Source organism: Microcoleus sp. S13C4 (assembly GCF_036700865.1).
In the GTDB taxonomy this organism is placed as follows: domain Bacteria; phylum Cyanobacteriota; class Cyanobacteriia; order Cyanobacteriales; family Microcoleaceae; genus Microcoleus.
Map to the genome: position 1 here is coordinate 1 of NZ_JAUBPS010000125.1, position 7,562 is coordinate 7,562.

The window sequence follows — 7,562 nt, forward strand, 5'->3', positions numbered from 1 at the left end:
TTTTTAGCTGGCATTTTTGTAGAGATTGACTAAACTCATTTTTTATTATACCCTATTTAAAGGCACAACAGCTTATGTCTATATTATTCTTAATTTTCAACAAAGTATATTCTTGCCAAGTATCCAATTCAGTTGCTTGCAATTCTTGACAAATTCTCGGATAGCCGATCGCCTGAATCAAAACTCGCCGCACTTCGGCATTCTGTTCTGTTAACAGCCATGAAGCTTGCCAAGACTGCGACGGAACTTGACCAATTATTTCCGGCAGTCGGACGCCGCGATAAGAGTATACACTGAACTTGTCAGAAAATTCAACCGCTGGTTGACCTTCTGCGTGGAGCAAATATTCGTTGTCAAAATGAAGTTGGATCGGGCGATCGCACACAAAGCATTTTTTCTCAAACGGGTAAATCCAGCCGCAGTTTTCCACTAAAGATTTAAAGGCTGAGTATAAAGGGCGATCGTACTCCAAATTTAACACGCCAATACAAAAATCCACCCAACTCCCGTGACAGGCTGAGAGTTCGGAAACTATGCTGTTATTATGATAAGTCTGATCGATCAGGAATCTCTGAAATCTTTCACCCAACTTCTTTGCTAATTTGACATAAAGTTCGTCTTTAACATGAAAGTGCAGTTGATTCATCAGTTGAGCGTACAGCGGATTATAGAGTTGGCTGTAAATTTGATTTTCCAGCTCCCTGCCGAGTTGACTTCTTAATATATCGTACAATTCATTATGAATTTTGTTTCTGATTTCACTGGCTGTTCCCAGACCAGAATCGCGTATCCTTAGCGGTTCAACTACTTGCAAAGCTATGTAAGGGCTGTCACAGAAAATAATTTCCGGTTCAGGACAGCGGATGATATTGTAGGCGGTGTTGATGGCCGCTGTCGCTTGCGGGCGATCGACTGGTTTTATCGAAAGTCCAATTTTTCGCCACTTCTCGCGATAAATCGGAATTAGCGCTATTTGTTTTGGAGTAATTGCGATCGTCATTTCTAGAGCTAGATTATTTGATTTGCGGTCAAAATTTTTCGCTTTCGCATCCGGTAAAAAATATCATTAAGTTTGCAAAAATAACGGGATTTTCCCTACAAACCTATTTTATTAGAGTTGTCAAATTATTGGTATAAATTAACGATTGTTTGCAACACACCTAAAATCATAGGAACATTATCGACACAATAAACATCAGTATCAATAATTAAATTATTTCCCTTTAATTTAAGAAACCGCCAGACAACGCCAGTAGTTACGCAGCCAAATACGGCAGGTATGGAATTGTGTTCGCGTTCGTTAAATAGCTGAGCCCCTACCATTTGTGCTGCACACTGTGGCAGACAAGATTCTATTTTTGGGCCTTTCGTTTCTCTCAATGCAAAAACGGGAACTTTAATTTCAAAGTCAAACGGCACAGAAGATAATAGAAAGTCGCATTCCCCATTCAATCCCTGCTCAACATCTACATCAAACGACCAACCAGAAAAAATAGAAAATTGTCTGTTGTTCCTTTCCCTAAATTCTAACAAAAGAGGAGAAATAATCCGTTCTGAACGTTCTTTTGCAGTTGTAACCGCAGTGTTAGAACTAATTTCGAGGGTTCTCCAAAGCCATTCGGAGGGTTCTACAGGAAAAATCTTGGCACTCAAAATAGGACTGAGTGACGGTTCCAATCCAAATCGCTCTTTTAATTGTTGGAAAGTAAAGGATTTGTAAGGCATATTTTTCAGATAAGTCGCTGAAACTCTAGATTACTTGGAGAGACCAAGCGAGTTAATAAACGCTAAACACCCTTGTATAGCAACCCTTGCAAAATTTGGTCAACCTCTCTTTTCTTCCTTCTTCTCTCTTCCCTCAGACTTCAACATCAATCGGTTAGTTAAATCCGTTACATAATCCGTTGCCAATCTTCCTTCTAAACATTTAACCACTCAAGGAGTACCCTGGGCGCCGGCAACAAAATCATTAACAAAAGCGCCATCGCCAGCAACCCCAAAAAATCCCGCCGATTATCCAATTCACTGACATCATTCAACGCCGGTTCGTCGTTTAGTGGCGTGAAAAACAAAATAATCGCCCACAGCAGCAAACCCTGTTCCAAAAAAGAAAGCAGCAGCATACAAAGTCTAGCAACTTGCCCGATCGCCATACTCGCTCGCTGGCCAAACATCGCGTGTACGATGTGCCCGCCGTCGAGTTGTCCCACCGGCATCAAATTAAACGCCGTCACGATCAAACCCAAATAACCCGCCACCGCTACCGGATGCAAATTGATCGCTGTTTCCGCATTCAAAGCACCACCCAAGGTTAACTTGCTCAACAAAGTCATCAGCAGCGAAAAACTGGGTTTGAAAGAGTCAAAATTTAACATTCCCGACTTTTCAGACAGCGGTACAATAGTCGAATGATTCAAACCCCAAATTAATAATGGCACTGTCGCAACTAAACCGGCAAGGGGCCCAGCAATGCTAACATCAAATAAAGCTCGGCGGTTGGGAATTGGACTCCGTATTTGAATGAATGCCCCAAAAGTTCCCAAGAAAAAAGGAACCGGGATAAAATAAGGCAAAGTCGTGCGAATTTGGTAAAATCGGGCAGCTAAATAGTGGCCGGATTCGTGAATTGCTAAAATTGTAATTAGAGCCAGCGAGTAAGACCAACCCTGGAGCAACATTGACGGGTTGGACTGCAAAGCTTTTTCAGTAACTCCGGCAATTTGCGACCCGACAATCGTAGTCGTAAACACCGTGATCAGCAGCAAAGCTAATGCGAAAAATGGCCGAGTTATAGCTTCGGTTTTGACAGGAGTTTCCCCTGATTGATGGCTGGGATTGGGAACTATAGCAAAAAAAGGTTGACCGTTCAAGCTGTTTTGAAATACTACTAAAAAGCGATCGCCAAAAAGCCTCTCCACATTCTCCCGAATTGCCTGATAAGCCGCCTCCGGGTTCGTCCGCAACTGTCCGCGACAAATTACAGCCTGCGGCCGAAATTCCAAATCTCGCAAAAAATAAATTGACCAAGGAAAACAATCGCGCAAACTCGCTTCTTCTTCTTGATTTATCGGGCGCACGGGCGGTTTTGGCTTTACAGGTTCAGTCGCAGAGTCTGCTACCTGCTCAGCAGTTTCGGCGGTAATTTTCTTGCGCCCCAACTGTACCAAAAACCAATACAAAAAAGGGCAAACCAGAAAAGGTATAATTACCAACTCCGGCGGTACAGTTTTGCTGCTACCGTAAACTAAAATCCAACCACCCCAAATCAGCGCGGGCGCCATCATTACCAGCCACAGCAGCCATATCGGAGTCTTGGTGATGCGGCTGGTGCCGTTCTGCAACAAGAAGTACGATATCAGCCCCAATACGAACAACCATAGTAAAAAGAACATAATATTTATCCCATTCCCTTCTGAAATACTTCCTTGAAACAACAGAGTTTAGTCTCCAAACAACCCAGGCCCGTGCTCGACAATATCCTTGCTTTCCCGCCTAACCGGGAAACCCTGGGTGCAACAGCCTATTTCATTGTAGAAAACCAAACTAACATCCTGGTGGATTGTCCCGCTTGGGATGAGATTAACCAAACATTTTTGCGGGAACACGGCGGCGTGCGAGTGCTGTTTCTCACCCACCGTGGCGCTATCGCCAAGGCGCGGGAGATTCAGGAAGCCACGGGGTGCGAGATCCTGATTCAAGAACAGGAAGCTTATTTACTGCCGGGTTTGAAGGTGACGGTTTTTGAGCGAGAATTTGTTGTGAGCGATCGAATGAAAGCATTTTGGACTCCTGGCCATTCTCCTGGTTCCTCTTGCCTTTATCATAGTGGCAGCGGTGGAGTGCTGTTTTCGGGTAGGCACTTGCTCCCCAACCGAGAAGCCGCCCCAGTACCGCTGTTGACAGCAAAAACTTTTCACTGGCCTAGGCAAATTAACAGCGTGAAGTCAATTATTGATCAATTTTCGCCGGAAACTTTACAGTATATTTGTCCCGGTGCAAATACTGGTTTTTTGCGGGGAAAAGGATCGATCGATCGAGCTTTTGAGCAATTAGCCAATCTGGATTTAGCTGTTTGTTTGCAGTCAAAACCTGAACCATAAATGTATGCTGCAACATCAAAAAATGAGCTGACGCGCTAATTATAGCGGTAAGGTGCGCCCTTACGCACCCTACATTATTCTGCAATCTCTTAGAGAGGAATTTCGTTGGTGAAGTAGCGGTTTAACCGCCGATTCTTACCGTGGAAAAAACTGTGGAAAAAACCGAAAAACAAAAAATGCTCGCCGGCGAATTGTATTTAGCTGCCGATGAGCAATTAATTTTAGATCGCCAGCGAGCCCGCCGCCTCGCCCGAACCTACAATTCTACCCGCGAAGACGAACCAGACAAGCGGTTAGAAATTCTCGCAGAATGGTTCGGTGCAGTTGGCCCAAAAGTTGAAATCGAGCCACCTTTCTACTGCGACTACGGCAGCAATATTTATGCGGGAAACGGATTGTATATGAATTTTGGCTGCGTGATTCTCGACTGCAATCGAGTTAACATTGGCGAGAATTTGCTGTGTGGGCCCAACGTACAAATTTACACCGCTCTTCACCCCACAGACCCGGAAATGAGGCTTTCTGGCATAGAACTCGCCACTGAAATTAATATTGGCAATAATGTTTGGATTGGCGGCGGCAGTATTATTTGTCCAGGAGTCACTATTGGCGACAATAGCACGATCGGCGCAGGCAGTGTTGTGGTCAAAGATATTCCCGCAAACGTCGTGGCGGCGGGGAATCCTTGCCGGATCATCCGGCATCTACCTTGATGTGGTACGATCGACACAATCGTGCGATCGGCTCCTTGGAGCTTCACCAAAAAATTTTAGGTTTAGAACAGGCGGTTTGAGATTTTTCACGTAAAATCCCCAAAAAAAACCGTGCAATAAATCTAAAATCTCAAATCTAAAATCGCTTAATATCAAATCCGTTAGCATCGGAATAGTAAATTCGAGTTCACTGTTGACGGTTGACTGTTCACGGCGTCAACAGTCAACCGTCAACAGTCAACATCATTCCGGTGTAACCGGAAATGATATAATTTCTCGTTCCCGGTTTCCACACTACCAAGCTTTTCTTATGACGACTGCCACAGTTTATTCCAACGCTCCTGATCTCTGCACCGACGACTACATAGCAGTCGGTGTAGCTACCTGCTTCATCAAAGAAGAAGGCGAAGTTTTTGAAGTGCAAGTAATCGAAGCTATTCCCTCAGCAGCTTTAGAAGCAATTGTAAAGGGAATTCCCACATCCTATTTAATGATTTGCGGGACGACTTTGGGAGCAGTGCTCGACGGCGAAACACCCAAAATGTTGCCAGAATTCCCGACATCAGCTCAGTTTAGCGAAGAATTTGGCTTTCGGGCGATCGCCGCGGCCCGCACTTACAAAATTCGCCCCCAAGCTCAACTTCACATTCCCTTGGGAACAGTTCGCAACGACTTTACTTATTCCTTAGAACGCAAAAGGGTGCTCAACTCCGAGCGCATCATTCGCACTGAAGACAATGTGAAACAGCACGAACACACTCACAAGGTTCTTTAAAGAAATCGCCCAAATGTGGGAATTTAGCACCGAAAATAGTTGTGATTTTTGACGTGAATTAAAGATTTAACAAATTTTTCGTTCATTAATGAAGGAAAAGTTTTGAAGATTTACAGCAATTTCCAGGTTTATGAAGTACGGTTGCAAGGGTTTGTCAACCATTTTGGTAAGTGCTTGGGATTAAGATGTACTTTATTTGCCTGGAATGTGCTGTAATTATTAGAAGAAAAGCCCCACATCTGAACGTAGGGTGCTCTTCAGCGCACCTTACCTAATTTATCAAGCTTACCTAGATCCCATGAAAAACAGATGCTGCGATTGCTTTCCTTCGCAGCGCGAAAGCTAACGCTCCCCGTGAGCAATGACAGAAATACTTTATTGATGAGATCGGGAACGGGTTCACCTAATTTTTAACACTTATTGACAAAACTATTAACTTGTTATTGAAATGTTTAAATTTTCCCAAAACCTGGTAAAATTATATTCCATTTTAATAATGGTGAGCCGATCAGGGGGAAAAATTTTAAAAATCCCGGCAACTATTCAATGCTATAGCGGTTCTCAAGAAAGTGAGGTATGCCCTATGCCCTATGCCCTATGCCCGATAGTACCTCATGTTACTGAGAAAGGCTATAGTAGTTTTAGACTACTGGCAGGTTAGGAATACATGGCAGGTGAACTGAGGGTTTCAATCTTAGAAAGTAGTCAAACCCTGGGAAGCTTTGCGAAAGTGAAGTGGTGAAAATTAACTGAACTATTGCCAGCAAGATTTAAGGGCGAATACCCTCTGCACTACCAAATTGCCCTATTAATTTTGGGCGTAACAATTATGGCAGTTAGCATCGCTGGTTGTATGAGCTATCAAAGCGTTCGTCGCTGGATTCTCACGAATTTAGAGCGAAATGCGACGTTACTGATTCATGGTATGAATCAACTTTTTTCGGAATTTACAAAACTCACCATACTTGGCTTATAGCAATTCCGAAATTTTGAATTCATATCTGTATTGAACAACGCCGTCTTTCATATAAGACAGCTAATCCCGAATTTTTTCCACACCCGCTAATTATGAAATAAATGTGATTTAAATATGAATCAATTATGATAAAAGCGCCCGTTTATCAAAATTTAGTGTAGAGTAAAACAGGCAAGAAGAACACTTTACCTATAACATCTAACACTTTTTACAAAAATGGATGCACCCACTACTATATTACTTTCCTTGGGACTCGCAGCAGATGCTTTTGCTGTCGCTGTTTCCAGCGGTTTAGCAATCAAACACATGAAGGTCAATAAAGCTTTAAAAATCGCCTTATTTTTCGGAGGTTTTCAAGCTTTAATGCCCGTAATAGGATGGCTCATCGGTCTTAGTTTTAGTTCTTTGATAACACCGATCGACCATTGGATAGCTTTTGGGCTTTTGAGTTTCATTGGTGGTAGAATGATTTACGAATCGCTGCAAGGCGAAGAATGCGAGAAAAAGTTCAATCCCTTAGATACTGGGACTTTGATAACGCTGTCGGTGGCGACGAGTATCGATGCTCTCGCAGTTGGCCTCGGATTTGCTGTCCTGAAAGATTCTATTGCTCTTGCGGTGACTGCGATCGGATTCGTGACTTTCTTTCTCGTATTTGCTGGCGTGTTTATCGGGCACAAGTGCGGCAACTTATTTGGCAATAAAATAGAGTTACTGGGAGGTGGGATTTTAATTGCGATTGGCAGCAATATCTTATGGTCGCATTTAACAGCAGCGTCGGCAGTCATCACTCATTAGTTAGTGGTTATTTGTTAGTTGTTATTTGTAGGCTTGTTCCTGGTTACCAGGCAGAGCCTGGGAACACATACCCGGAGGCTGTGCCTCCAATAACAAATAACCAAATGCTACAATAATAAGATTGGTGCGATTCGTTTAGTCGAAACCCGAAAGGGGGGATGGCTAGCAACGGTGGGGTAAACCCTATAGGGTTGGAGTTC

At 43.4% G+C, this 7,562-nt stretch carries 7 protein-coding genes; 4 read left to right on the forward strand and 3 right to left on the reverse strand.

The genetic code is table 11. The annotated features are described in order from the left end of the window. Positions 1–52 precede the first annotated feature (52 nt). From QT996_RS27565 to QT996_RS27575, 3 genes are all read right to left on the reverse strand, one after another. Entirely contained in the window at positions 53–1,000 is a 948-nt protein-coding gene (locus QT996_RS27565; RefSeq protein WP_333050599.1) for a DUF6745 domain-containing protein, read from the reverse strand. A gap of 125 nt (positions 1,001–1,125) precedes the next feature. Next, the gene (locus QT996_RS27570) at positions 1,126–1,725 is read right to left on the reverse strand and encodes a hypothetical protein (protein WP_333050601.1); all 600 of its coding nucleotides are present in this window, start codon (positions 1,723–1,725) and stop codon (positions 1,126–1,128) included. Positions 1,726–1,919: 194 nt separating this feature from the next. Continuing rightward, a complete protein-coding gene (locus QT996_RS27575; RefSeq protein WP_333050603.1) occupies positions 1,920–3,392 on the reverse strand; it encodes a site-2 protease family protein in 1,473 nt (490 codons plus the stop codon). 33 nt (positions 3,393–3,425) lie between these two features. On the opposite strand from QT996_RS27575, the gene QT996_RS27580 reads away from it, so the two are divergent. The 4 genes from QT996_RS27580 (at position 3,426) to QT996_RS27595 (ending at position 7,362) form a co-directional block, all read left to right on the forward strand. Further along, a complete protein-coding gene (locus tag QT996_RS27580) occupies positions 3,426–4,100 on the forward strand; it encodes an MBL fold metallo-hydrolase (RefSeq protein WP_333050604.1) in 675 nt (224 codons plus the stop codon). 152 nt (positions 4,101–4,252) lie between these two features. Beyond that, positions 4,253–4,813 carry a sugar O-acetyltransferase gene (locus QT996_RS27585; protein WP_333050606.1) on the forward strand — a complete coding sequence of 187 codons (561 nt, stop codon included), beginning with the start codon at positions 4,253–4,255 and terminating at the stop codon, positions 4,811–4,813. A gap of 310 nt (positions 4,814–5,123) precedes the next feature. After that, positions 5,124–5,588, forward strand: coding sequence for a hypothetical protein (locus QT996_RS27590; protein ID WP_333050609.1), 465 nt, complete (start codon positions 5,124–5,126; stop codon positions 5,586–5,588). Positions 5,589–6,780: 1,192 nt separating this feature from the next. Next, the gene (locus QT996_RS27595; RefSeq protein WP_333050610.1) at positions 6,781–7,362 is read left to right on the forward strand and encodes a manganese efflux pump MntP family protein; all 582 of its coding nucleotides are present in this window, start codon (positions 6,781–6,783) and stop codon (positions 7,360–7,362) included. Positions 7,363–7,562 lie beyond the last annotated feature (200 nt).